Origin of the sequence: Pseudoalteromonas sp. NZS37, from assembly GCF_015864265.1 — a bacterium.
Classification (GTDB): Bacteria; Pseudomonadota; Gammaproteobacteria; order Enterobacterales; family Alteromonadaceae; genus Pseudoalteromonas; species Pseudoalteromonas arctica.
The window spans coordinates 299715-324091 of record NZ_JADYXL010000003.1; the positions used below are offsets into that span (position 1 = coordinate 299715).

At 39.2% G+C, this 24377-nt stretch carries 19 protein-coding genes; 6 read left to right on the plus strand and 13 right to left on the minus strand.

Going from position 1 to position 24377, the window contains the following annotated elements:
* The first annotated feature begins 4 nt into the window (after positions 1–4).
* The 3 genes from I6F47_RS07265 (at position 5) to I6F47_RS07275 (ending at position 5277) form a co-directional block, all read left to right on the plus strand.
* Positions 5–3139: an efflux RND transporter permease subunit gene (locus tag I6F47_RS07265; protein ID WP_197183607.1), complete on the plus strand. Its 3135-nt coding sequence runs from the start codon at positions 5–7 to the stop codon at positions 3137–3139.
* Positions 3136–4554: an efflux transporter outer membrane subunit gene (locus I6F47_RS07270; protein WP_197183608.1), complete on the plus strand. Its 1419-nt coding sequence runs from the start codon at positions 3136–3138 to the stop codon at positions 4552–4554. The genes I6F47_RS07265 and I6F47_RS07270 overlap by 4 nt, the downstream gene beginning before the upstream one ends.
* A gap of 96 nt (positions 4555–4650) precedes the next feature.
* On the plus strand, positions 4651–5277 hold the full coding sequence (locus I6F47_RS07275) for a TetR/AcrR family transcriptional regulator (protein WP_101217048.1): 627 nt from the start codon (positions 4651–4653) through the stop codon (positions 5275–5277).
* Between the two features lie 65 nt (positions 5278–5342).
* On the opposite strand, the gene I6F47_RS07280 is transcribed toward I6F47_RS07275, so the two are convergent.
* From I6F47_RS07280 to I6F47_RS07305, 6 genes are all read right to left on the minus strand, one after another.
* Complete coding sequence (locus I6F47_RS07280; RefSeq protein WP_197183609.1) at positions 5343–6455, minus strand: HupE/UreJ family protein; 1113 nt, start codon at positions 6453–6455, stop codon at positions 5343–5345.
* Positions 6452–7477 (minus strand): hypothetical protein, encoded by a 1026-nt coding sequence (locus I6F47_RS07285; protein WP_197183610.1) that lies wholly within the window; start codon positions 7475–7477, stop codon positions 6452–6454. The genes I6F47_RS07280 and I6F47_RS07285 overlap by 4 nt, the downstream gene beginning before the upstream one ends.
* A 53-nt stretch (positions 7478–7530) precedes the next feature.
* On the minus strand, positions 7531–8040 hold the full coding sequence (locus tag I6F47_RS07290) for an Ig-like domain-containing protein (protein WP_197183611.1): 510 nt from the start codon (positions 8038–8040) through the stop codon (positions 7531–7533).
* Positions 8041–8051: 11 nt separating this feature from the next.
* Positions 8052–9644 carry a DUF4331 domain-containing protein gene (locus tag I6F47_RS07295; protein ID WP_197183612.1) on the minus strand — a complete coding sequence of 531 codons (1593 nt, stop codon included), beginning with the start codon at positions 9642–9644 and terminating at the stop codon, positions 8052–8054.
* Positions 9645–9802: 158 nt separating this feature from the next.
* Positions 9803–10486 (minus strand): anti-sigma factor, encoded by a 684-nt coding sequence (locus tag I6F47_RS07300; RefSeq protein WP_101217046.1) that lies wholly within the window; start codon positions 10484–10486, stop codon positions 9803–9805.
* On the minus strand, positions 10483–11013 hold the full coding sequence (locus I6F47_RS07305; RefSeq protein WP_197173712.1) for a sigma-70 family RNA polymerase sigma factor: 531 nt from the start codon (positions 11011–11013) through the stop codon (positions 10483–10485). Before I6F47_RS07305 ends, I6F47_RS07300 begins: the two co-directional genes overlap by 4 nt.
* Positions 11014–11362: 349 nt before the next feature.
* Here I6F47_RS07305 and I6F47_RS07310 point away from each other — a divergent pair, with 349 nt between their 5' ends.
* Positions 11363–12982, plus strand: coding sequence for a diacylglycerol kinase family protein (locus I6F47_RS07310; protein WP_010553963.1), 1620 nt, complete (start codon positions 11363–11365; stop codon positions 12980–12982).
* A 50-nt stretch (positions 12983–13032) separates the two neighbouring features.
* On the opposite strand, the gene I6F47_RS07315 is transcribed toward I6F47_RS07310, so the two are convergent.
* Both I6F47_RS07315 and I6F47_RS07320 read right to left on the minus strand, forming a co-directional pair.
* Entirely contained in the window at positions 13033–13341 is a 309-nt protein-coding gene (locus I6F47_RS07315) for a VF530 family DNA-binding protein (RefSeq protein ID WP_010553962.1), read from the minus strand.
* A 54-nt stretch (positions 13342–13395) separates the two neighbouring features.
* Positions 13396–13698 (minus strand): DUF1496 domain-containing protein, encoded by a 303-nt coding sequence (locus I6F47_RS07320; protein WP_008134362.1) that lies wholly within the window; start codon positions 13696–13698, stop codon positions 13396–13398.
* 126 nt (positions 13699–13824) lie between these two features.
* On the opposite strand from I6F47_RS07320, the gene I6F47_RS07325 reads away from it, so the two are divergent.
* Positions 13825–14058, plus strand: a complete 234-nt coding sequence (locus I6F47_RS07325; protein WP_007582405.1) for a TIGR02647 family protein — start codon at positions 13825–13827, stop codon at positions 14056–14058.
* Positions 14059–14091: 33 nt separating this feature from the next.
* Here the strand turns inward: I6F47_RS07325 and maiA are convergent, their stop codons facing one another.
* Positions 14092–14721, minus strand: a complete 630-nt coding sequence (maiA, locus tag I6F47_RS07330; RefSeq protein ID WP_197183613.1) for a maleylacetoacetate isomerase — start codon at positions 14719–14721, stop codon at positions 14092–14094.
* A gap of 2 nt (positions 14722–14723) precedes the next feature.
* Positions 14724–16025 (minus strand): homogentisate 1,2-dioxygenase, encoded by a 1302-nt coding sequence (gene hmgA / locus I6F47_RS07335; protein WP_197117093.1) that lies wholly within the window; start codon positions 16023–16025, stop codon positions 14724–14726.
* A 150-nt stretch (positions 16026–16175) separates the two neighbouring features.
* Between hmgA and I6F47_RS07340 the strand changes: the two genes are divergently transcribed.
* Positions 16176–16607 carry a MarR family winged helix-turn-helix transcriptional regulator gene (locus tag I6F47_RS07340; protein ID WP_197117091.1) on the plus strand — a complete coding sequence of 144 codons (432 nt, stop codon included), beginning with the start codon at positions 16176–16178 and terminating at the stop codon, positions 16605–16607.
* Positions 16608–16659: 52 nt separating this feature from the next.
* Here the strand turns inward: I6F47_RS07340 and I6F47_RS07345 are convergent, their stop codons facing one another.
* The 3 genes from I6F47_RS07345 to I6F47_RS07355 form a co-directional block, all read right to left on the minus strand.
* Positions 16660–19779 carry a TonB-dependent receptor gene (locus tag I6F47_RS07345; protein WP_197117089.1) on the minus strand — a complete coding sequence of 1040 codons (3120 nt, stop codon included), beginning with the start codon at positions 19777–19779 and terminating at the stop codon, positions 16660–16662.
* Between the two features lie 335 nt (positions 19780–20114).
* Positions 20115–23288, minus strand: coding sequence for a TonB-dependent receptor (locus I6F47_RS07350; RefSeq protein ID WP_197183614.1), 3174 nt, complete (start codon positions 23286–23288; stop codon positions 20115–20117).
* A gap of 43 nt (positions 23289–23331) precedes the next feature.
* Positions 23332–24186: a S1/P1 nuclease gene (locus tag I6F47_RS07355; protein WP_197183615.1), complete on the minus strand. Its 855-nt coding sequence runs from the start codon at positions 24184–24186 to the stop codon at positions 23332–23334.
* Positions 24187–24377: the final 191 nt, after the last annotated feature.

Below are 24377 nucleotides of genomic sequence, written 5' to 3' on the forward strand. Positions count from 1 at the left end.
TTTAATGTCACGATTTTTTATCGATAGACCGATATTTGCTTGGGTACTCGCTATTGTAGTGATGCTTGCAGGTATTTTGGCGATTAGGAGTTTACCTATTTCGCAGTATCCTTCAATTGCACCACCTGCAGTGAGTATTACTGCAACGTACCCTGGTGCATCTGCACGTACACTTGAAGATACGGTAACGCAAGTTATTGAGCAAAAAATGAAAGGACTTGATGGCCTGCTTTATATGTCATCTACGTCTGAGTCGAGTGGTTCTGCTACGCTTACACTTTCATTTAGCGCTGAAACAGACCCTGATATTGCACAAGTTCAAGTGCAAAATAAACTAGCAACAGCGACTCCACTATTACCAGAAGCCGTTCAAAGGCAAGGTGTTGTAGTTGCAAAGTCAGCGCGTAACTTTTTAATGGTTTATGCTTTTGTGTCTAAAGATGGCAGCATGACCAATATTGATATTGGCGATTATGTTTCATCAAACGTGCAAGATATTGTCTCGCGTGTTGAAGGCGTAGGTGAAGTGCAGCTGTTTGGTTCTCAGTACGCGATGCGTATTTGGTTAGACCCTTCAAAGTTACAAAATTATAAGCTGACACCTGCTGATATTAGTGCATCAATTAGTGCGCAAAATGCACAAGTATCTGCCGGTCAACTTGGCGGTATGCCTGCCGTTGATGGTCAGCAACTTAATGCAACAGTAACAGCGCAAAGTCGATTACAAACGCCAGAGCAATTTGAACAAATATTAGTTAAAACCAATCCAGATGGCTCTTTTGTACGTCTAGAGGACGTTGCTAGAGTAGAGCTTGGCGGTGAAAGCTACCGCGTTGTTGCTCGTTACGATGGGCAACCTGCATCAGGGTTAGGTATTAAATTAGCCAGTGGTGCTAACGCACTTGATACTGCCGCTGGAGTTAAAAAAGCAATTGAAGAGCTAAAACCATTTTTCCCTGAAGGGTTAGATGCTGTTATACCTTATGACACAACGCCGTTTGTATCGTTATCTATCGAAAAAGTTATTCACACCTTAATTGAAGCTGTTGTACTTGTTTTTGTAGTTATGTATTTGTTCCTACAAAACTTTAGAGCAACACTTATACCAACAATAGCAGTGCCAGTGGTTTTACTAGGTACGTTTGGTATTTTGTACACCTTTGGTTATTCAATAAATACGCTAACGATGTTTGCGATGGTACTTGCCATTGGCTTATTGGTAGATGACGCAATCGTTGTTGTAGAAAACGTTGAGCGCTTAATGACCGAGGAAAAACTCTCGGCACTTGAAGCTACGCGTAAATCGATGGATGAAATTAAAGGCGCGCTGGTAGGTATTGCCATGGTGCTTTCTGCGGTATTTATCCCAATGGCATTCTTTAGTGGCTCTACCGGTATTATTTATCGTCAGTTTTCTATAACACTGGTATCGGCGATGGGGTTATCTGTTTTAGTTGCTCTTATTTTAACGCCTGCATTGTGTGCAACGCTTTTAAAGCCAAGCCATGTACATAACAATGAGACGTTATTTGGCCGATTTTTTACAGGCTTTAACCGTGGTTTTGATAAAACAAATTCAGGTGCACAAAGCTTTGTAGGCCGTATGCTTACGCACTCTAAACGCTACTTACTTATTTATGGCGTGATTGTGGGCGGTATGGTTTATGTATTCTCAAGCTTGCCAACGGCATTTTTACCTGACGAAGACCAAGGTATTTTGTTTAACCAAGTTTCACTGCCAGCAGGCTCTACAACACAACAAACGCTTGAGGTTGTTAAAAAGGTAGAAAATCACTTTTTAAACGATCAATCTGAAGCTGTGAATGGTATTTTTACCGTTACTGGTTTTAGTTTTGCAGGTTCTGGCCAAAACTCAGCAATTGCCTTTGTTAACCTTAAACATTGGGATGAGCGTCAGCGTGACGAGTTATCTGTTCAAGGTGTTGCAGGTAAAGCGATGGGCTACTTTTCAACGATAAAAGAAGCATTTGTGTTTGCATTCCCGCCACCTGCAATTGTTGAACTGGGTACTGCTAATGGCTTCAATATTTTCTTACAAGACCGTGTAGGTCTTGGCCATGACGCACTTTTAGCGGCACGAAATCAGTTATTAGGTTTAGCAAGCCAAAGTCCAATTTTAGCGGGCGTGCGTCCAAATGGACAAGAAGATATGCCAGAACTACAACTTGATACAGATTTGGCAAAAGCTGAAGCGCTTGGCGTGTCGCAAAACGATATTAACAGTACACTTTCGACAGCATGGGGTAGTAGTTATGTGAATGACTTTATTGACCGTGGTCGAGTTAAAAAAGTGTATATGCAAGGTGATGCACAATCGCGCATGGTGCCTGAGGATCTAAATAAGTGGTATGTGCGCAATGATAATGGCGATATGGTGCCGTTTTCAGCGTTTGCTAGTGCCTACTGGACGTATGGTTCGCCACGTTTAGAGCGTTACAATGGTTTTTCAGCAATGGAAATTCAAGGTAGTGCAGCGCCGGGTTACAGTACAGGCCAAGCAATGGATGAAATGGAGCGTTTAGTTAAACAGCTGCCTAATGGTATTTCGTCTGAGTGGACCGGTATTTCATTCCAAGAGCGCTCAAGTAGCGGTCAAGCACCTTTACTATATGGCTTATCGCTGTTGTTTGTATTTTTATGTTTAGCCGCGCTTTATGAAAGTTGGTCGGTACCGTTTGCGGTAATGATGATTGTGCCTCTGGGTATCTTTGGTGCGATTATGGCAGCGCTAGGCGGTGGCTTATCAAACGATATTTACTTGCAGGTAGGCTTGTTGACCACCATTGGTTTGGCATCTAAAAATGCGATACTGATTGTAGAGTTTGCGATTCATAAAATGGATGATGGGCTTGGCTTAGTTGATGCAGCTATTGCAGCTGTACGCTTACGATTACGTCCAATACTCATGACTTCGATGGCCTTTATTTGTGGTGTTTTACCACTTGCAATAGCCTCAAGTGCGGGCTCGGGCGCACAAAATGCGTTAGGTATTTCGATTATTGGCGGCACACTCGCATCATCAATATTAGTTGTTGTATTTGTACCGTTGTTCTTTGTGTTAGTTCGCCGTGTATTTCCTGGAAAAACTAACGAGACAACAAAGGAGAGGGCAGAATGAGCATTAAAACATTCAGCCTAAGTGCAATTGCTCTATTGGTGCTAAGCGGTTGTCAATTAGCGCCAGAGCAAAAAGACCTTGCTCTACCAGTATCTGATGCTTATGCATCAGGTACTGAGCAAAGCGCTGCACAGCAATTAAATTGGCAGCAGTTTTTTAATGATGAAAAACTACAAACCTTAATTACGCAAAGCCTTGAGCATAATAAAGACATGCAAATTGCTGTGCTTAACGTGCAGCGTGTGCGTGGTTTGTATCAAATCGAAGACTCTGCTTTGTACCCGTCACTTGATTTAAATGCTTCTGGTACGCGCCAGCGTTTACCGGCTGATTTATCCGGTACTGGCGATGCAGCTATTAGCTCGCAATACAGTGCAACAGTGGGTATTACATCTTATGAGTTAGATATTTGGGGCAAAGTACGCAACCAATCAGCGCAAGCACTCCAAAATTTATACTCTACAGAGCTTAGCCAATACAGTACGCAGGTGTCTTTAATTTCAGAGTTGGCAAATGCGTGGCTTAGTTACGCGACGGACTTACAACTGCTAGAGCTTGCAAAAGAAACGCTCACCTCTCAGCAAGAGTCATTATCGCTTACGCAAAAAAGTTTTGATTTAGGTGCAACTTCTTCAATTACCCTTGAGCAGCTTAGAAGTACAGTTGCTACGGCAAAAGTAGACATAGCTACGTACAAGCGTTTGTTAAAACGTGATAAAAGTGCCCTAGATTTATTAGTGGGTAAATCTGTTTCAGCTGATTTACTGCCTAGTAAAGACCTGACTAACTTGATCAGCATGCCAGAAGTGCCGGTCGGTTTACCGTCTGACCTGTTATCTCAACGCCCTGATATTAAAGCCGCTGAGCATTTAATGCTTGCTGCAAATGCCAATATTGGTATTGCACGTGCGGCGTTTTATCCAAGTATTAGCTTAACAGCCAATGCCGGGTCTGCTTCAAGTGATTTAAGTGGCTTGTTTGATTCAGGCTCGGGTACATGGAGTTTTGTGCCGTCAATTAGCTTACCTATTTTTAATATGGGACGTAACCAAGCAAATCTTGATGTAGCAAAAGCTGATCAAGAAATTGCAGTGGCTACTTATCAGCAAAAAATTCAAAATGCGTTTCGCGAAGTTGCCGATGCACTTGCTGATAGAGAAGGTTACCAAGAGCAATTAAGTGCCCTTGATATGCTTATAAATAGCCGACAAATCACGTTTGATTTATCAAAAATGCGTTACGAAAAAGGCGCAGATAGCTACTTGCAAGTACTTGATGCTCAGCGTACATGGTACGGCGCGCAGCAACAGTTAATTTCGGGTCAGCAAGCGTATCTTGCAAGCCAAATTAACTTGTACAAAGCGCTTGGTGGCGGATGGAACGTAACCAGTGAAACAGCTCAGGTAGAGAAATAATATTTGCGGCTTTTAAAGCCGCATTACATATTTACATGGCAAGACTATTTATAGCTTTTGCTTTACTGGGTTTATGACTTGGTAGTGGAGTTGAACATGAAGCCTAAAGCAAAAAGGCAAACAGATCCCGCGATAGCATTGGCTAGGCGTGAGCAAATATTAACAGCTGCTGCAGAGTGTTTTCGCCGAAAAGGTTATCACGGTGCAGGTATGGCTGAAATATCTAAAACGGCAGGGATGAGTGCAGGCCATATTTATAATTACTTTGAAAGTAAAGAAGCCATTATAGAAAGCATTATTGAAAAAGATATGGAAGAAATGTTCTCCATCTTTCAAAAGTTTGAAGATCACCCAGGTGATGTTTTAGCGGCTCTTTTAGATGGATTAAATATTGGTGTGCAAAGGCATATGGATACAGGCTCGTGTGTTATTGATTTAGACATGATGGCAGAAGCAGGTCGAAATGTTAAAGTAGCAACTCTCTTGCGTGAAACCGATATTCAAGCAAGAGGGCGCATGAGACAGCTTTTAACAAGCGAGCGAAGTGCGCTCAAAGACATTGATGAGCTTGAACTTGAAAGCCGAATTAACGTTATTTTTTCGATGATGGCGGGGTTATTACTCAGAAAGTTACTTTACCCTGAGCTAACCGAAGAAACGGTACTAATAGCACTTCGCCCTGCAATGAAAACATTACTGATGCCATTTGATGAAGCGCAGTAACGCTCAAAATAAATAACTAAAAGTAAGCTAGCCAATATTTGGCTAGCTTTTTTATTTTAGTCTATTTAAAAGCGCTCGATTGACCACTGAAGTGCAACAATTGCGATAGCAACGGAGCCCATTGGCATTAACCACTTTTTATACCAAGTGTAGTGTCGTACATAAATGAGTATTGGTAAGGCTACTAGTAAGATACTAAGTTGACCGATTTCGACGCCTAAATTAAACGCTAAAATGCTAAGCAGCTGATAGTCGCTCGACAAGCCAAGCTCGCCAAGTACGCTCGCAAATCCCATCCCATGCAGTAAACCAAAAGCAAAAGTAAGCCAACCTAAACGAAGTACCAACGGCCACACATTATTTAATGCTGCAAATAAAACAGATATAGCAATTCCAAGCTCTACCCAGCGGCTATTTGGTGAGACTAAGCTCATAGCTGTTGCGGTAAGCGTAATAGAGTGCGCAAGTGTAAACGCGGTTACTATCCATGCTGTGTGTTTAATAATTTGTTTTTTAGAGCTAATACCTTGCCATGCTTTATCGCTGCGCTTTAAAACACAGGTAAGTAACAGGGCGATTAAAAATAAAATATGATCAATACCAATCCAAATATGTAAAACACCTTGATACACGTATTGATTAAACGTACTTAAATAACTTGTTTGCTCAAAGCTGAACGTTTGTTGTGCCTCGTTGATATTAAATACACGAGATACACCGTTTATATTTACGATGGATTTATGATTGGCATCGGTTTTAAAAAAAGCGGAATAGGAAAGGGAGATTGCTTCATTGTCATCACAGCTAAACAGCAACGGAATCACCAAATAAGGCTGGTTAAAATGGTTATCTAGCTGATAGATACCTTCACTTTTTAAAAGGCATGATTGCGCGTTTTGCGTGATATTTAAATTTTCTTCAATGAAGTTATTAATTGAGCTGCGTTTTGCTTTTATTTCTGCCCACGAAATTTGCCCGTTTTTATCTAAATCCAGAGGCACTGCGTGCTCTAAGTCGGCTATATTAATTTGCCAGGTACCCGTGTATTGGTTTTTGTTGGTGTCGTTATTGTTCTCGCTATTTAAGGTTATATAACTTGTACTTAGTTGATGGGCAAAGCTGTAAGTTGAAAAAATGCACAGCATTAAAGTGAGTATAAATAGATAAGGCGTTTTCATAGTGTGTCTCGTTGCATCGCTTTTGCTTGAGTAAGTAATTGCTCATCGGTGCTCATTTTAGCCTGTTGCCAATTAATATGAGCCCAGTAAAGTGCTTTTTCGCGATTTGGTTGTACATCAAGGTAATATTTAGCTAAGTCACTTGCATGAAAAGAATCTTTGCGAAGCTCTCGTAGTGTAACTCTTTGCGTCATTGTATTTTGCCATTTTTTATCGCGTTTATTTAGTTTTTTTTCTGCGATTGAAAGTCTTAGCAAAATAGCATCCTCTAAATTACTTTTATCAGGAAGCAGTACGCTTAATGTATTTAATACTTGTTGTGGTTGATTTAGAGCAATTTGAATATCGGCCCATAAAACAATAAGGCTCACAGGGGCTTGAACTAAATCTACACTTTGTAAGTGAGACATAGCTTGTTTGTAGTTATTTAAACGGTAGCTCATTTCACTTAAAACATGGTTTGTAGCTAGGCTAGTTTGATTATTATTTATAATTTTTACTAATGCTTGGTAGCTGTCTAAAACGCTTTCATGTTGGCTTTGTACATCGAGTACACAGGTGCTAGCAGTAATAGTGCTTACTTGCCCAATTAAGGCTACGCAGTGTTTTTTTGCTTGTGCGAACTTACCTTGAGTCATAAATATATTGGCTAGCAATAAATGGCTATTACTATGTTTTGGCTCTTTAATCAAAACGTTGTTAGCAATATCAATAGCTTCGTCAAAAAGGTGCTCTTTTTGTAAAACGCGAGCATATAAGTAACCAATTTGAGATGAGGGTGTGTGTTTATATAGCTGGGCTAAACGGGTTTTAAGTAGCCCCTGTAAGCGCTCTGTTTGGCCGGCATATTGGCTGTTAGTGACTAATGTATTTATTTCGTCAACAGAGAGGGAAGCACTAAGCGTTGAATTACTTTTAGCAATAACTGCATCATCTTTTGGGGTAAAAGGCGCAGCGCTTAACGCAAAGGGTGTTAGGCATAAAGTAATAAATGCGACGGACTTAAAAATTGATAAATGCATTATAAATATCCTTTGAAAAAAGCCATCCATGGCCTGTCAGCTTAATTACTTGGTTAGTTACCGTTTGTTGAAATTAATCCATCAACATCGGTATCGGTGTTTGTAAACACCCGACCGTTAACAGTTAACGGCTCTGCATTTGGGGCTTGATTAAATGCATCGGTTGCAAATTGAGCAAAGTCGACTTGTAGTGCGTCAATTGTAATGTTCACTGTTGCAGTTACTTGCGAATTAACGCCATCACTTACACCAAACATAAAACTATCTGAACCTGTCACTTCTTTATTCGGTGTGTAGGTAAAGTTACCATCGCTATTAACGGTAACAGTTCCAAGAGTTGGCTCACTTGTTAACGAGTAAGTCAGTGAATCGCCATCATTGTCGGTTGCGCTAAGCATATCGGTAATGCTTACTTCAGTTTGTGTAGTTAGCATTGCATCACTTGCTGTAGGCGCTGTGTTTACAACCGGTGTAGGCTGTTTTTTATCATCATCGCTACTACATGCTCCCAATGTTAATGCACTGAGGAGAGCACAAATATGGGTAGTTTTTAAATTACGCATTATTTTACTCCTTATTTAGAGCCAGCAAGTGGTGTTGCAAGGTATGGGAATGATGAATCCATCATTGTTGCATCAATAGGTGCGCCGTCTGTAAATGGCACTGTGCCCGTATTAGCATCCTCTGGTGCACAAAGTCCTAAATCAGTGTCTTCACCATTTACAGGGATAGGATGACATAAACGACCCATCACAACACGAAGTGCAATATCAACCACATCATCACCCGGGCGACGACCATTTGGGAAGCCGGCTAAATCATTACCCGCTACACCAAATGCAGATTGATCAGCTTGCGCTGTTGCTGCAATGCCTGTATTTAAACGTAGCATTTCTGAAGGTGTTACAGTTGCTTGTTGATTAACGCCTGCAAAACCTGTTAAAAATGCAGTGATTAAATCAGTACGCGGGAAGTTTGTGGGTGCCAGTGTTTCTAAGTTTGCGCCAAGGGTCGTATTAACAGCATCTTTAAACAAAATGTTTAATAACTCTGGTAGTGCTGGATGAGATACATAATCTAAAAATTGTGCATCATCTTTAGGGTGAGCAGTAGAGAATGTGTCTTTGTCTTTAATGCCAATTACAAGCTCGTTTACAAGCGGGCTACCCAAGCGTGAAACTTGTGTTAAAGCACCACCATTAACGGCGTTATTAGCAAATTTAGCATTAGGGTTTAATACGCGAGCTTGAGGTAGGCTTGCTGTTGTCCACGAACCAATGACGCCATTTCCTTCACCTACAACACAACTTTTAGGAATTTCGATAGCGATTGACGTTACGTTTTTATCTGCAAGGTCGTCGTTATCAGCTGATTGTGTTATACCACCTGGAAAACCACCGCCGTCACCAGCACCAGGGGCGCTATCACCCTCTACAGGTACATAGTTAACTAAATCAAATGTTTTACCTAGGTTAACTACAAATGGGTCTTTACGTTGTCCTACAAAAACTTGTGCCATGCTTTCACAGTTAGGAATTGAAACCTGATACACAAATTGGTCAGCGTAAGTTTGGTAATCGCTCATTGAACCAAATGTTTTATTGCCCACATAATCAAGTGGTTTAGAAAATGTACTTGAGTTTGATGCTGTGTTGTTTAATACCGTTGTTTCGCCAGTACGCTGCGCGCCGCTAATTATGCTCATTGTGTATGATTCACTAAAATTTGCAGCGCTGTCATCACCGGCAGATACACCGCCTACATTTTTAAGCGGTACAGACACGGTGCGTTGATTACCTTCAGGTCCAACAGTTAATTGCACACCTTGGTTATCATTAGGAAGCATGCTTTTAAAGTTAAACGCAAATGTAATATCTTCAACAGCATCGCCGTCGTTATCTATATGAATGCTGTAGGTAGCATCTGGGTCCATTGCAAAGTAATTAGGACCGCCGTATGCATCTTGCAGCGGGATATAGTTAGCAATTAATGTTACAAAATCATCACGACCTTGCTCGTAACTATTAAATACATAAAAATCGGTTGAATCTAAAGTCGGGAAACGGCTTATATTTGGCGCTTCTCTGTGGCTAGATGCTTCACTTGGTGCACTTACAAACGTACTACATATTACTACTGCGAGTATTGATGGAGTTAAAGCTTTCATGACTTTGTCCTTTAGTTTTGATTGAAGTCATAGCTAATAACGGGGCAGGATTTAAATTGGATGCAAAAAAGTTAAATTATTTTTATTTTTTGTTAAAAAAGTTTTAAAGAAGGTTGGCTGCTTTAAGTAAACAGCCAACTTTAGTCATAATAGTAGGGTTATAAAAGTACTAGCTCTGTGGTGTAAAGCACTTCAGTAGGAGAGCCATTTGGCGAGCCGCCAATAGGTTCTAAGCTCACTGCTAACAATGCGATATCACTTGCGTTAAAGCGGTTATCTTTAAATAATATTTTACTGCCTTGCTTGGGCAGTAAACCCAGTGAAATAGGTGCATCTTGCCCTTTTAAAATCATCCACAACTCATAATCTTTATTAGTTTGGGCAACCAATTGGCTACTGGCTTTAATTGAGAGCCCTTGCTCGCTTACATCAATAAACCACAATGATTGTTTATCTTGATTTTGAACCAAAGCAATTTGTTGAGTGTGCATAACATTGGTACTAGGTTGAATAACTAAAAAGGCTAAAACAATACACGCAGCAGTTGCCACAAAAGACCATGTACGCCAAATTGAAGGCTTGGTATGTATCACTGTTTTACTTGTTTGTGGCCTGTTTTCAATACGTTGTAGTATATTTACCCATACCTCGTCACGTGGCGTTTGCGGCGTAATAGCACTCGCTAAGTTGTTTAGGTTTTGCTCCCATAGACTTGTTGCTTCACGTGCTTGATTTGAATTAAGCAACAGACGCTGAAAACGCTTACGGGCAAGCCCTCTAAGTGTGCCAAGCACATACTGCCCAGCAAGCGCGTCTAATAGTTCGGGTTTATTATAATTCATAATGTTAAACACCTTTGTAGCTGCATAAGCCCACGCCTGATCCAGCTTTTAACTGTACCTAATGGCGTTTCTATATGATCCACTAGCTCGCTATGACTCAGCCCCTTATAATAAGCTAAGTGAATAGCTTGTTTTTGTTGTGGCTCAAGCTGTTCGATACAATTAACCAGTTTCGTTTCTTCATCGTAATTAACGTCGATACTTTCATTTTCATTTTCATATTCGTCATCGCCTAACGACTGCTCTTTTCGTACTTTGTGATAGCGCAGTGAGTCAAGACTTCTGTATCTAACTATACTTATCATCCAACTAATAACGGTGCCTTTAGAGGCGTTATATTCAGATGCGTTATGCCAAATTTTTATAAAAGCGTCTTGTAGTGCCTCTTCCGCATAAGCTCTGTTAGTGAGCATATTTAAACTAATAGCAAAAAGTTTGCCGCTAGTTTGTTGATATAAACTTGAGAAAGCATTTTTGTCTCCTTGTGCTGTTGCGCACAAAAGAGGGAGTAAATCATCGTTATCCATAGGGGTCCTGTTTTTCTTATTATCATTGAGTAAACGGTTGAGTGTGTGATTTGGATGCAAAAAAATTAATTGATTTTTAGATTAGCTGCTTTATACGTTAGTACAAGCAATAACCGATCAGTGTTTGAAATTTAGACGTGTAAGTATAATTTATTCACATGTTTGTAAAAAATGCACAAAGAGCAGATTGTACTTAAATTTATTTTATTATTAACATTATATATCAATAGCTTATGATTTTAATTTGAATTTAAAATGCCATTTATATGGCGTGATATTTGCAAAAGAGTACATAAAGCCGTTTAAATTAAAATTAGAAAATCGGAATTATTTACACAAAGGAGAAACTATGTGGGCTGCAATTGGTTATTCACTTTTAGCATTACTACTTATTTTTATTGGTTGGGAAGTAAACTCTGTTTACTTTGCTATTGTTTTTTATTGGACTGCACTGTCACTTTTATTAGTGAGTACCGCATATATTTTTAATACAGCAAAAATATTTAGAAAACGTGAAAATGGGGTGATCCCATTTTATATACGTTGGGCGTTTGTGCCATTTTTATTTGGTGTGCAAATTTATAATGCCTGGTCACGTAAGCGCGATAAAGTGCCGCCAATTCAAAAAATAAACGAAAACCTATTTTTAGCTTGCCGATTATTTCCCTCAGACATAGACACATTAAAAGATAACGGAATTACTGCAATTTTAGATGTAACGTGTGAATTCGACGGACTCGAGTGGAGTTCAACACAAGAGAATATAAATTACTTAAACATTCCGGTGCTCGATCATAGTATTCCTACCCATTCTCAGTTAAATCAGGCTATTAATTGGATACATCATCATATTAAAGAAAACCGTCGCGTAGTTGTACATTGTGCTTTAGGCCGTGGGCGCTCTGTTTTTGTAATGGCGGCTTATTTATTGAGTCAAAACAAAAATGCAGATGTACATGAAGTACTTGCACAAATAAAAGAAACCCGCGAAACCGCAAACTTAAATAAGCATCAGCTTCGCCATTTAGCTAAGCGTCATAAAAAAGGCGAATTACTAATTAAAAACAAAGCCGTGTTAATTGCAAACCCTGTATCTGGTACACGATTATGGCAAGAAAAAGAGCACTTAATTGTTGCGCGGTTATCGGCCTATTACGATTTAAAAGTACTTACTACTTCACAAGACGTAAACGGTATTGAGCTTGCTAAACAAGCGATTACGCAAAAACCAGACATGATAATAGCGTGTGGAGGCGATGGTACAGTGGCCGAAGTTGCAAGCGTACTTGTAAATACACAATGTAAGCTAGGTATTATACCAATGGGGACTGCAAACGCACTTGCGCATGTATTGATGGGGATTAGCTCTAAATTTATTCCTGTTGAACAAGCCTGTGATTTAATAATTGATGGTCAAACAAGCACAATAGATACCGCTTATTGTAATAACGAATTAGTACTTTTATTAGCGGGCATTGGTTTTGAGCAATCAATGATTGAAAAAGCAGATAGAGAGTCGAAAAATAAGTCGGGGCAACTTGCCTATTTAAATGGCTTTTTTGAAGCGTTTGGCGAGCAAAAATCACAGTTACTTAGTGTGAAACTCGATGATAATGAGCCGAAAGAAATATGTACAAATAGCTTTATTGTGGCTAATGCTGCGCCTTTTACAACGTTATTGGCTCAAGGTGGTGGGCAGCCAAATCATAGTGACGGGCTTCTTGATGTGAATTGGCTAACACCAAATAATGAAAATTCTACGACAATATTGAGCATTGCAGAACTGATGTTTAGCAGTTTAACGCAAACACATTTAGCTATAAATTCGCATCATACAAATGCTAAAAGAGTCGAGGTGACAGGTGAAGGAGAGCTTAAGTACGTACTTGACGGTGAAGTTAAAACTGCTCACAAACTCGTTATTACTATTGAGCCGGCCTCATTAAATGTGATTTGCAAAGAGCAATAAATCGCGCTAATTACAATCAAAAAAGGAGCTAAATTAGCTCCTTTTTTATATCATTTTTTAATTGATGGCCAAACAAACCCTGTTGTATCCGGCGCTTGAGAAGATGTTTCTCTCGGCGCACTTTTTGGTCTACGAATAGGTTTGTTATTTATAGTGTGAATATAAAGTGCTTCCACTTTATCGCGAGCCCAAGGCGTTTTACGCAAAAACTTTAAACTCGATTTAATGCTCGGTTGATCAGTAAAGCATTTGATTTTTACTTGCTCGCCAAGTGTTCTCCAGCCAAGTCGCTGTTCTAACTCAACAAGTATTTGTTCTAACGTTACCCCATGTAAAGGGTTTTTAGGTTGATTATCCATAGCCATACTACTTATTTAAACTGCGTGCATTGTAGCTCAAATCAGCTTTTAGCGCTAATTCACAGTGATTGTTTTAGGAGCTGTTGGGTAAATAGCATTACCCTGTTTATCTATTTTAAGCCAAATGAGTTGGCTGTTACTGTGTTGGGGTGTTTTAGCACCGCACAAAAGTGTAAATGAGTGAATTTGTATTAATGCGCCTTCGCTATAGCGTTTGTTGTCGTACCAACAGTTTGATTCTTCATTTACAAACTGGTTTGCATCAATAATTGAATGGGTTTTAAGGGTTGTTGCTTCACTAAGTATTGAATACGATAAGCTGCTAAAACAAAAGCATAGAATTAAAAAGTTACGCATTAGAGGCCTTTAAATAGGGAGGGTTAAAAATAATACATTAAGCTAAAAAACGTGCTAGTGTAAAGTACACAAAGTGATTTTAATTATAAACTTAGTTACTCACAGAACAATAAGAAGGTGCACACAATGCAATTTAATCAAACAATGATCGAAGAATTCACACTATTAGCAAAGTTTCCTCGCGACAGTAAAATGCAGGGTATTAAATTACACTCAGACGCAGAGCCAAGCTTACTTAGTGCAGCGCAACGTTTATTTGAAAAAGGGATTATAGATAGCCCAGATGGCGGGTATTTAACTGATCTGGGCTTAGATTTAATTGAGCACATTACGGTTATTCATAGTGCGCTACAAAGCTAGCTAACCTGAACTCTGGTTAGTTACTAAACTAGCTTAATTTGCATCGGGTTGATTTTGCGGTGCAGCATCATTAAATGCAGCTAATTTATTACAGTGTTCGTAAATAGCTGCAATTTTTGGATAAGCGCTCATACCTACGTTAAAACGAATTGCATTAAATACTTGAGGCACTAAACAAATGTCAGCAAGTGTTGGTTGGTTACCAAAACAGTAGTCATCACTTTCGTTTAGCATCAGTTCTATTTTTTCAAAACCAACTTCTATCCAATGTCGATACCACTTATTTTTAGCCTCGTCATCAACACCTAATTCGTTCGATAAATACTTCAGCACGCGTAAATTATTAACAGGATGAATATCGCAGGCAATGGCAAAGCTTAAATTTCTTATTTGTGCTTTTTGCCACGCAGTTCCTGTAATTAATGGCGATTGCGGATAAGTTTCATCAAGCCATTCCAGTATTGCAAGCGATTGTGCTAAAACACCATTATCGGTTTCAAGTGCAGGTAGTAAGCCTTGCGGATTAGTCGCTAAGTATTCTTCCCCAAGCTGCTCCGATTTTAAAAGGTTAACAATAGCAAGTTCATGATCAATTGCTTTTAAGTTAAGCGCTATACGCACCCTATAGGCCGCTGATGAGCGAAAGTAGCTGTATAATTTCATAATTAATCCTGTGAACCTGTAAATTGTTTTTTAATAGTACGCCAGCAATCGGTGTAGTTTGGTTGGCGTTCCCTACCTTCTAATGCATATTTTGTCGGTGAAATTATATAGCGCGACTCAAACATAAAGGCCAATGTGTTTTCGTATTTTTGTGGTGTAAGCTCAGCGTTTGAGGCTTTTTCAAATACGTCGGCTTCAGGTCCATGTGGCGACATACAATTGTGTAAACTTGCACCACCAGGTACAAAACCATGCTCTTTTGCATCATACACACCCTCAATCAAGCCCATAAATTCACTCATAATATTGCGGTGATAATACGGCGGGCGGAATGTATTTTCGGCTACCATCCAACGTGGTGGAAATATCACAAAATCGACATTTGCCATACCCTCAGTAGCAGAAGGAGAGGTTAGCACAGTGAATATAGATGGGTCGGGATGATCAAAACTTACTGTATTCATCACATTAAAACGCGATAAGTCGTATTTATAGGGGGAGCTGTTACCCGTCCATGCAACCACATCAAAAGGAGAGTGCTTAATTTCACAGCTAAATAAATTACCGTTGAATTTAGATACAAGCTCAAAGTCACCTTCTTTATCTTCAAAGGCAGCAACGGGGTATTGAAAGTCTCTGTCGTTGGCGTAACCGTTTGCACCAACAGGTCCTCGCTCTGCAAGCTCTAACGCATGGCCATAATTTTCACAAATATAACCACGGGCTGTATCATCAATTAAATCAACAGCGAACTTAATTCCTCTGGGAATTACAGCAATTTCACCTGGTTTAATGCTTAACTTACCGCACTCGGTGTGAATTAATAACTCACCTTGCTGAGGGACAAACAACATTTCGCCATCGGCATTGCAAAAGTAACGTCCTTGCATTGACTGATTAGCGACATATACATGAATGCCAATACCAGATTGCCCATTAGCACTGCCATTAGCTGCCATTGTTACCAAGCCATCAATAAAGTCAGTAGGCTGTGAAGGCATATCAATAGGATTCCAACGTAGCATTGTTGGTGGTGTTACGGCTTCAGTGATTGGGGCTGTTCTTATTAGGCCGTTATCAATTGCTTGGTAATCACCTTGCACTACCGAAGGACGAAGGCGGTAAAACCAAGTGCGGCGATTTGAAGCGCGAGGAGCCGTAAATGCAGTCGAACTAAATTGCTCGGTGTATAAATCGTATTTAACTTTTTGTGGGCTAAATTGTCCTATCGGCAATGCACCGGGTAGCGCTTGTGTTTCAAATTCATTACCAAAACCGGTCATATAACTTAATTGTGTCGCCATTACTGACTCCTGTGAGAGGGGTTGGTTTAATATTATTTTTATTTCAGTTAAGATACTCTCAAGTGAGACTAATATCAAATGTGCAACTGCGCATCTGCGTAAATATTAATGAACACCAAAGTAAACCTTACAAAGCTGGGATAACTAAAAATGAAAATTGATTTAGCAACGTTTTTACCTTATCAATTAACGAATGTAGCAACACGTGTAAGTAACGACTTTGCCGAGGTTTATCAAACTAAGTACGGTTTAAATATTCCCCAGTGGCGAATACTTGCTAATTTAGCGCAGTATGGCCAAAGCAACGCAAAGGATTTATGCGCGCAAGCAAATATGGACAAGTCGACAGTGTCGCGCGCGGTAAAAGTTTTAATAGATAAAAGTTTAGTGAGAAGTGAGCTAAATAAGCAAGACAAACGCGCGGCCTTACTTGTGCTGAGCCAAGTAGGGCAAAACTTATATGAAAATATAGCGCCCGATGCACTAAATTGGGAAAAACAGTTACTGAGCACTTTAACCAACGAAGAATACGAAGTGCTAGTGAGTATTTTTGAAAAGTTAAATAACAAATTAAAGGCATAAAAAAGCCCACCAAAGTGGGCTTTTAAAAGATGTTTTAGGTTACAGTTCTAAATTAGAAAGTGTAACGAACACCTACACGCATTTGCCATACAGATGCATCAGTTTGTACTGATGTATTTGCATTATTTCCGTTAAAGCCTGAGTAAACGTAACGGCCTTGATCATCAAGTGATGTTTCGATCATGCTAGCGCCTACGAAAGGACCTTTCTTAAGTACGCCCCAATCATCGTTTAACAGGTTAGTAAGGTTATCAATTACGAAGAACGCTTCACCTTTATGTCCGTCCATAAAACCAGGAAGCTCTTGTGTTAACTTAAAGTTAAACTTAACAAACCAATCTGAGTTTTCAGCGTTACGGCTAGTCGTTTGACCACGTTCTAAACCATTTGATGCGATAAAATCATTGAATTCATTGATATCAGCAGCGCTCATGTCGTAAACAACGTTAGGATCGTTTTCAAGTGGAACATACAATAGTTGGCGGTTACCATTCCAGTTGTTGTCACCAAAAGTACCATCACTTCCATCAAACGTGTAGCTGTATGGTAAGCCTTTATATGCTTCACCAAATAAGTTAAAGCGAGTAGCAAATCCATCAACAAACTCATGACTATAACCAAGAGTCATAGTAAAGCGATGTGGGATTTCGTAATCAGATGAAGCAACACCTGGGTTACCTGGATCAGTTAGTGCAATGTTACCGTAGTTTGAACCAGCTACAGAGCTTGTCATTGGGTTAACATCATCAGAATCTGTGTATGCATAACCAAAGTTAACGCTTACGCCATTATCAAACATCTTGCTTACAGCTAATGAGATAACTGATGAATCACCGCTATCACCGCTAACATTTGTTAGTAAGTATTCGTTTGAACGACCTTCAATTGATTCGTAAATAGGGCGGCCATCAAATGTAGTTTCGCCAGAATCTTGAAGTGCGATGTCACGCATTAACGCAGCGTCATTCTTCTTCGAATATAAGTAATCAAGAGAGATTACGTACTCGTTTTCAGTTGTGTACGTTGCACCAAGTGAGTATTTCCACTCTGATGGGATTTCAAAGTCTGGGTCAACAGCGTTTGCTTGTGAATCGCCTGAGCCGATTACAGTGTCAGCTACTGCATCAAATTGAGACTGAGGTACTTCAAATCCTGGAGTACCATTATTTACATTAGGTGTTGCGAACAAGTCGATAGAACCAAACTGGTTTGCACTAATGTTAGTAATGCCGTCGTTTGAGTAAGAGTTAGATAACCAAACGTTAGGGTTACCGCCTGAGAACAAGCCAACACCTGCACGTACTTCAAGTGCATCTGTAGCGTACCATTGGAAGCCTACACGAGGTTGAATTAAATCAATACCATCAAATGTACTTTGGTTACTGTAGCCATAGCGATCAGTAAAGTTTTGATTTAAGTTAGGTACATCATCACTGGTGTATTTATCGTAACGTAAACCAAACGTAATATTTGCGTCTAAGTCAGTAAACGAGTACTCGTCTTGCACGTAAAATGTATGCTGAGCGTACGAAAAACTCGCAGCAGCATCGTTTGGATCATTTGTAGCAGCAGCATTGTTGTAGTAAACAGCACTTGCAATACCATTTTCAAAATCATCAACATTGTTGAAACGGTATTCACCTTCAGTATGCTGAACGAATAAGTTAAATACATCTAACTCTTCAAACTCGTAACCAGCAGTAATTGTGTGCTGATCAAGGTAGTAAGTACCTGCAACTTTAAATGTAGTTGTATCGTAGTCTAAGTCATTAGATTGACGTGAGTCATCTGGACCAATATAAACTGTACCACCATCTTCGGTACGAATTTGCATTTCACCAAAGCTGCTTGCTGCATCTAGTGATTGTACTGTTGCATCAAGCTCAGACTTACCAATACGAACTTCAGTAGAGAAGTCATCTGACCAATCAGAGTAAACAGATGCAATTATTGAAGTGAATTCTGCACTTTGGTCATAAAAGTGATTAGATAGTGATACACGGCTAGAACCAGTATCAGACTGTGAAACAGTATTACCATCGTTGTAGTTATAGATTAAGTTTGCACGGTGATCTTCGTTGATGTTCCAATCTAGTTTAACTAAGATTTTTTCGTCTTCAACAGGCATACTTGAAGGCATTCCGCCTACATCGTAACCATATACAGTTTGAGCAATGCTTGTGATACGCGAGATATCATCAGCAGTTACACTGCCACTGCTTAAACCATCGTAGTTAAACTGTTGAACACCTTCAAGTTTTTCATATGAAGTGAATAAAAATAGTTTATCTTCAATTAGTGGAAGACCTACGTTGAAGCCGTAACGTTTTTCAGTATAGTTACCGTTATCAACGTCATCACCTTCAATTTTATCACCCTTGAAAGAGTCACTAGTGTAATCGTAGAAAACAGCGCCATGAACATCATTGCCACCAGATTTGGTAACTGCGTTGATGTTACACGATGTAAAACCACCGTATTGAACGTCAAACGGTGCAAGTTCAGCTGAAACTTGTTCAATTGAATCAAAAGAGAAAGGGGCGCGAATAGTAGGGTAACCATTTGAGCTTAAGCCGAAGTTATCGTTCATACGAACGCCGTCTAGCGTTAAGCTGTTGTAGCGAGGGTTACCACCACCACAGTTAATTGAACCTCGGCTGTCATCAATTGTGATACGCGGGTCGATACGGATAATGTCTTTTAAATCACGGTTAATAGCTGGCGTATTTTCAAGATCAGTTAGCGTAAATGTAGACGCCGGACCAGTACCACCAGACATAGAGCTAATTGGCGCGCCAGAAACTACAATTTGTTCCATGCTTGATTGTGACTCAAGAGAAACGTTTACTGGGTAATCGTTACCAATATTAAGAATTATGTTATTGAATTCTTGGTCTGCATATACATCTGAATCAACAACTACTTTATAAGGACCGCCAACTCGCAGGCCTTTAGCTGTGAAATAACCAGCGTCATTTACTTCAGTTGTTTTTACTGATCCAGAAGGTACGTGTAAAATTGTTACTTTAGTGCCGGCTGCTGGGTTGCCGTTAGGCCCCATTACTTGACCTTTAATTGCAGAGGTCGTTTCGTTAGCCATTGCAGCGCCACTTACACCAACACATGCTGCAATAGCAAGTGAAAGAGCTGTTTTGCGTAATTGAGTTTTCATTTAATTTTCCCGTGTAGTTATTAATTAAATTTTTATATTTTTATTTTAAATTTTGCAAAATAAACAGTTGAAGTTCATTTATTCAAAATCCGTTACTAGTGTACCTTATTTATTCGTTACAAATAAAATACAACTGCAATATATTTTTAATAAATAGTACTATTTTTGTCTATTTGAGTGTTTTTTTGAGCAATAACTCTATATCGGGGTATATATTACGTGGGCTTTATGACAAACATGTGAAATTGGGGTGTGAAAAACAAAAAACCCATTACAATTTTGCAATGGGTTTTGTTAACAAATAACTTAATGTGATATTACTTACCTATTAAGACTTAAAACTTGTAGCTAATGCCAACTTTAGCCTGCCAAGCTGATGACGATGAACTGATTTGTGAGTAATTACGCACATCCGCACCGCCAAAACTGTTGTCTATTTTATATCTACCTTGATCATCAAGACCACCAAAGTCATAAATAGTTTGGTTAGAGTAACCTAAGCGTTTTTCTACACCCCAATCGCTGTTTAGAAGGTTTGCGAAATTATCAATCATTAGATAAACCTCACCAGTGTGACCTTCAGCAAAGCCAGGTATTTCTTGCTTAATGCTAACGTCCATTGTAGTAACCCAAGGTTGCGTTGCTGTATTTTTATCTAAGATCCCACCACGTTGAGATATACCAGCACGCTCTAATAACGGTTCTAACTCAGCCCAAGTCATTTTAGAATCAGCCCAATTTACATTCGGATCATCAGCACCTGTAGGGATATAAGGTAAGTAAGCACCATTAGTGAATAAAGAGCTAGTATCACCTAAGTCTTCATCTTTATACATATTCATTGTGTAACTAAATGGGCGACCTGAACGACGTTCAAAATAAACATTGAACTTGGTTGCATATCCTTCAAAAAATTCAGTGTTATACGCTAAGTTAATTTTAAAGCTGTGCTCAACTTCGTAAAAGCCACGTGCTGCAATATCTTCATTACGATTTACTGTAATATTGTGCTTATAGTTACCTTCTGCCTGAGAAGCTGAACCTGCTGATGATTCTGTAACATCTTGGTGAGCATAGCTTGCCGATACAAACAGACCATTGTCCCATTGTTTAGCAATACCCGTTGAAATAATAATTGAACGACCATCATCCGATGAATTAGTCATTTCTATGTCAACATTATCGCCACTGTAAATACTTTGATTGATAACACGTTCGCCGTCCGCAGCTAAGCCTACTGGGTTAATAGACGAATTATGCCATACCGCTTCATTCTCTTTTTTATGGTAAGCAATTTCTGCTTGCCATTTAAAGCCATCACCTAATAGTTCAGAATCAAACTCATATTCAAAACCTATTTGGGTGCGAATGCTTGAAGGCAATTTAAAGTCAGGGTCGATATACGCAACGCTACCAGCACCTTGCTCTAATGTATTTTTTATTTCATCAGGAACCTGAGTAATATCAGCTGTGTTATTTGCATAGTAATCATTAATTACATCGTTTTGTGCTGATACTAATGTAATGCCATCACTTTGGAATGAATTGTTATACCAAACATTTGGAATACCGCCTTGGAAACGACCAATACCACCATTAATAGTAAGCGCTTCTGTTACGTAGTACTTAAAGCCAACACGAGGAAGTATAATGTCTAGACCATCAAGGTTTTCTTGGTTAGTAAAGCCATACGTATTAGCAAAATTCTCATTTAGAGTTGGTTTATCATCAGATGATAAGCGCTCATAACGAACACCAGCAGTGACTTCTAAATCGTCACCTACATAAAAAGTGTCTTCAATGTAGAGTGCTAGCTGGTTACGTCTTACATCATATGCTGTATCAGCTGAATCGTTAGTGTAAGCATTCTGATAAGAGAAATCATAAGAACCAATTTCACGGTTTTCAAAATTTTCTAAGCTATCAAATTTCCACGTTCCAAGAGAGTTTTGAGCAAACAAGTTATATAAACGAAGTGACTCGTACTGAGCTCCAAAGTTTATTTCATGCTCATCCATTAAATACGTAGCGTCTAACGTAAAAGTTAGGTTTTGTGTTTCTGAACGGTTTGCATGGCGGTATTGATCTGTACCAAAGTTGTAAGAAGGACCATTTCGACCGTCTTCCTCAACAGTAATGCTTCCTAAGTTAGAGCGAGTTGCGCTATCAGAGGTAACATCTTTATACGACACACCAATTTCTGTTGAAAAGTTTTCAGTCCAATCAGAGTAAAGTTTAGATGAAAAGTTATTAAACTTAGTTACGTATGCATAAGTGCTTGAAATTAAGGCTATATTATCACCGCCTGTGCTAGAGTTACGCTCATCTTGGTCGTCTTGCCATTGATAAGTGAAATCTAAACGATGGTCATCACTTGCGTTCCAGCTTAATTTAACAAGCAAGTTTTTGTTTGTATCTTCTGGCGCACCGGCTAATGAATCAGTTAAGCCGTATTCATTATTTAAGATAGAAATGAAACGATTATAGTTAGCTTCAGAAGTATTAAATTCATTTGAAGCACCAGAACCGTCAAAGCCGTAATCTAGATCTAATTCACTTGACCATTCTGCATAGTTAACAAAGTAAAACAGTTCATCTTCAATAATCGCTCCACCAACGTTAAAACCAAATCTTTCTTCAGTTTTAATCGGCTCTACTTTATTTGTAGAGTAAGTTTTATGACCTAGCTCATCAAGATCGTCTTCTTGTACAATATTATCAACATCGCCAGCTATCTCAGGAGTAGATATTTCATAAAAGCCAGAGAATTTAAACTCATTCGTACCAGACTTTGTTACTGCGTTAATAGTACCGCCACCAAAGTTACCTTTAGAAGCTGAGAAAGGAGATACATCAACAGAAACTTGTTCAATAGCGTCAAGTGCTACAGGAGGCTGAGAAGTAGGGTAGCCACCAAAGTTCAAGCCAAAGTCATCATTTTGACCAATACCGTCAACTGTTAAACCGTTGGTACGAGGGTTACTACCTGCAAACGTTAGCTCGCCATTGCCATTAATACTGGCAAGTGGGTTTAAGCGCGCAATATCTTTAATGTCGCGATTAAAGCTTGGCATATTTTCAATAGTGTCAGAGCCAAATGTACTGCTAGAGCCACCTGATTGTTGAACAATCTTATAACCAGACACTTCAATCTTTTCGATGTTTAGCGGAGCAAGCTGCGAGCTTAAACGGTAAGTTTCACCAAGGTTCAAGTATATATTTTCAACAGTGGTATCGTTAAACGTATCAGAATCAATGATAACCATGTAAGGACCACCTACACGTAAACCATTAGCGATAAACGTACCACTTTCGTTTGTAGTTAGTTCGCTAATAGTTCCCGTTGGTTGGTGAATTACTTTGATTTTAACGTTTGCAGCACTGCCACCTGAAGGCGTTGTAATTTTACCACGCATTGCAGATGAAGTATCAGCAGCCATTGCGCTTGTAGAAACACCTAGAGCTAAAATTACCGCTCCAGTTAATTTCGAAAGGCGAAGCTTAGTCATAATGTTGATTTCCCGTGTGTAGGTTATATAAATTTAATACAGTTTATTTGTCAGTCGTCATTTTCAGTGCCGTTTCTAACTCTTTTGCAGAAGGGTCAAATAGGGCATTTAGTAATCCAGCTAATCGAATACCCGCTTGTTGTAAGCGCGTCTTTATAATTGGAGTATTGTTATATATGTAGCTATAACCAATTTCGTTGTTGGTATATTTATAAATTTTTGTGGCTAAATTATGAGATTCTTCAACCCATGTTATAGGTGAGCTTTGTAAATACTCAGCAATTAACTCGCTGTTATTTGTATCAATAAATTGTGCGTACTCAGTAAACGATAAATTCTCGTTCTCAACTAACTTTGTATCCCAAAGGCTGTGAAGATTTGTTTCTTCGTTAAAAAATGAAACCTTAATACGGTTGCCACCTCTATCTTCACTTCGACCAGCATGAAATGGTTGGTGACTATCGCCCACCAAATGTACTAAAAAACGTAAACTGAACTGTTTAGCATCTAAGGTGCTATTTTTATCAGTGAGCGTTTGCATTGAATAGTGAATGCCTTCTAGGATATTACTTACAGATTCTTTGTTTTTAGTGTGATCGTGATTGAAGCTGAAAGATTTTCCTGGTGCTGCATTAATATAATGCCAACGAGATGATTGCTTTTGCCAAAACTCGCCAGGGGCAGAGCGCATTTCATCAGGCCACGTTGATATTTGTGCAAGTGATTCACCATCAAGGTAGGGTTGTATTGCCGCTTTAGTTGTTTCGCTTATATGAGATTCTGCAATCTGCCCTACAATGCGGTGGCCATTTTGACCCCAAGCATGTGAGTCAGTGCTTGTAAATATTGCACTAATCAAAAGCGCAGAAGATATCGAGTACTTTATATTGCTATGCATTAGAACTTCCTTAATGAATATTTCATGGCGTTGCTATAGGCTAATGCGGTCAATTGTCCTTACTTTTGGTGTTGATAGGAAGGACTCATTAAAATTCATAGTTTCTTATTCACATTACTTTTAAATCAATAGGTTATGTTTAACAGGTAAAATTACTTGTTGTAATAAGTAAGCGAAATTGTTCAAATGCA